The following is a 2,855-nucleotide window of genomic DNA, read 5'->3' as shown; positions in this document are numbered from 1 at the left end:
ATAATACAGTGAGTTCTTTTCTTCTTCCGTGAATTCTAGGTTAATCATGTTTTTAATGAGTGCTTTGCTTCTAATTATGACTCTTAAACTATATTATTGTCCTTGAGTAAAAAATGCAAGTTGTAGCCGTGCAAAGTATAGGTTGTTAGAGCAAGACCCACGGGTTGCATTTGTGGGGGAGTGGCCGCTCCAAAGGCATCAATCGTGATAGATTGATGTTCTTTGTCGATAACCACCACCTCTCCTTCGGCAATGTCTGTCACTGATTCCACTATGGTTACGGCAACGGGCCGTTTTCTCTGGATCGATGCGTTATCAATGACAGAGGTATAAAAATAGATTTTCGTTCCTTTGTCTGTCTTCCCCCTAGCAACGCAGAGAATGCCATTTCCTAGACTGGGTGCTTCGGCTAAAACAGGCTTAATGGGCAAGCTGGGCAAGGAAAGCAAGGCTGCAGCCGCTAAGAGGGCGGCTTTGTTAGGAATTTTTAACATTTTTCGGCAAGGGGTAAATTAACTTTTGGTCATTGTACTAAAAAAAGTGAAATTTTGCCAGAGTTTTGAGGCGGATCGATTTTTTTCCTCACCGGGTAGTAATACCAAATCCTGTTATTAAAGACTGATTATTTATTACCCCTTTTGCCTCTTGTCTGTCCTGATATGGACTCTTCTAGGTTCTGTGTGATAAGTTTAACTTACTCTATGATCGATCAATCTTTGTGTCCTCTGTGTCTTTGTGGTTCCTTCCACCCCCTCGCTAGGAGGAATGTATCTTTTGAATACATTTTACCCACCAAACCTAAGAGATCCGAACAGCTTACTAAGAGCTAATTTCACGACCGAGGTACTCAAGCTTCTCTAGAACAGATTGAAGCAAAGATCGCCGCTGCTCGACGACAATATCTAAGTTAGTCAACATATACTTTACGTCTTTGTAAGCATTGTCCAGCAAGGCTAGTAATAATTCGCGATCGCCAGCAATCTCTTTTTCTGATCGGTCACAAGTTGGTTGAAGTAATAAGTCCGCTGGTGGAGAAGGAAGGGAGGGCGATCGCTCGGACTCTAGCTGTTGAATTGTTTGTTGTAAATTTTCAATCACCCCATACATTTCCATCGGGTCAAAAACCCTTAACAGACTGGTTTGTGTAACAATACCCAACCCCCGACCCCAGTTCCAAGAAACCACCAAACGCCCCACCCGCCGTTTTTGCATTTCCTGATGGGCCGTCCACAGGGAATCCTCCGGGTTGAGAAGAAATAACGGCGTACTCATCACCGTCTGGGCCTTAGTTTTGTGCAGATCGATTTGAACTGCTTGAAACTGGACAAGATCTCGCTCTGTCACAATACCAACGGGGTAGTCATTGTCTTCGGAATTTCTCTGGGTGATCACCACACAACTGACACGATGTTCGGCCATTAACTGGGCCAATTGCAAGACTGTGGCGGTGAGTGAGGCCTGTACCACTTGAGTGGTCATCACATCCGATACGCGACGAAACCGCAACAGATTGGCCGGACGCAATATCTGGCGAATACTTTCATGGGAAATCACCCCGATTAACTGTCCTTGGTCATCCACAATCGGCAAATGGCGAATGCGGTAGCGCCGAAACAAAAATAGGGCAGCAAAAATGTCTTGAGCAGATTGCTGGGGTAACGTGATCAGGGGATGCACCATCACATCGGCAACGGTTGTCTCGGTCAGGTTAATTCCTTGAGCGGTGAGTCGCACCACATCCCGTTCTGTCAAAATTCCTAATAGCTCTTGCCCTTGCACCACCAGCAGACAGCTAACACGCACCTCTCCGGCCGGAGCAGCTAGAGGGGATAGGTCATCGGTGAGTAAACACAGACGACTATGGGCCTGACCGATCATGGCGATCGCATCTGCCAGGGAAGTGGTTGGCGGCACCGTCAAGGGTTGGCGATTGATCGCCTTTTCCAGATCCGGGGCCCAACTCAGAGGTGTATCGAGGGACATCAGCACCATCCTGCGATCGCAAAGGACAAGATAGACAGAACAGCCACTGGGCAAAGAACCCAGACTCTCAGAGTTGCCAAAACCCGTTCTAAAACTATCTCAAAGTGTAGCGTCATTTAACTTTTTCCTAAAAGATGTAACGTTTTGTTACAATTTTTATTAAACTCGTAAAGATTTTAGACCCACTTCGGTGTATCATAGAGGGATGTAACAGGCTAAAGCCTGAAACTTTTTATTTAGAGGTTATTCAGCCTCTAATGGTTTCAGGAGCGGCATCACCAGACGCTGGGGTGAGTCCTTCCGAGTTATGCTCGGACTGAGGGGTTACTCCGGAAATTCTGGACACCTTTCCATATAGTCGATCAAGCACTCGCTTTACGGAAATACGCTGCCATAGTAAACCGCGTTTGGTGGTGTAGCCCTGTTCATTAAGCCAATCGGCGATCTTCTGCAAGGATTTCCCTGATTTGTGATGACGGCGAATCAGTTCAATGACCCGGCACTCTTCCGGATCATCCACTAATTCCCCATCGATCGATCGTTGTCCAAAGGCAGGGGAGCCGTAGCCAGCATAACCACCGTTGTTTGCTTTTGCTTGTCTGCCTTGTTCTAGCCGCTCCCAGGCAGATAAATCGTTGGAAGGGGTCGCTGTCATAGGGTATCTAAATGCAACAACTTGCAAAACCATATTATCGCAACTTAACGTCGCAAATTTGTTTTGATTGGGGGCAGCCGTTGACATCCTCGCCGCCCTAAAAGTGCGGCGATTCCTAAACCTCACGATTTAAGTTTCTGCTTCCACCACCGTCGCATACCACAGTTAAAAAACCATGTACTGTCTTACACAGAGTCCACAGACTTTCGCCCCATTT

The 2,855-nt window shown here is 46.7% G+C and carries 3 protein-coding genes; all 3 read right to left on the bottom strand.

From position 1 onward, the window contains the following. Positions 1 to 83 precede the first annotated feature (83 nt). The gene (locus tag O9324_RS09755) at positions 84 to 494 is read right to left on the bottom strand and encodes a hypothetical protein (RefSeq protein ID WP_288140078.1); all 411 of its coding nucleotides are present in this window, start codon (positions 492 to 494) and stop codon (positions 84 to 86) included. Positions 495 to 819: 325 nt separating this feature from the next. Further along, on the bottom strand, positions 820 to 1,992 hold the full coding sequence (locus O9324_RS09750) for a CBS domain-containing protein (protein WP_288140079.1): 1,173 nt from the start codon (positions 1,990 to 1,992) through the stop codon (positions 820 to 822). 238 nt (positions 1,993 to 2,230) lie between these two features. Then, the gene (locus O9324_RS09745) at positions 2,231 to 2,671 is read right to left on the bottom strand and encodes a recombinase family protein (RefSeq protein WP_353851703.1); all 441 of its coding nucleotides are present in this window, start codon (positions 2,669 to 2,671) and stop codon (positions 2,231 to 2,233) included. Positions 2,672 to 2,855 lie beyond the last annotated feature (184 nt).

Origin of the sequence: Microcystis sp. LE19-84.1B, from assembly GCF_027531875.1 — a bacterium.
In the GTDB taxonomy this organism is placed as follows: domain Bacteria; phylum Cyanobacteriota; class Cyanobacteriia; order Cyanobacteriales; family Microcystaceae; genus Microcystis; species Microcystis panniformis.
Note: the sequence above shows the minus strand (reverse complement) of the source record. Positions and strands in the feature narration are given on the sequence as shown.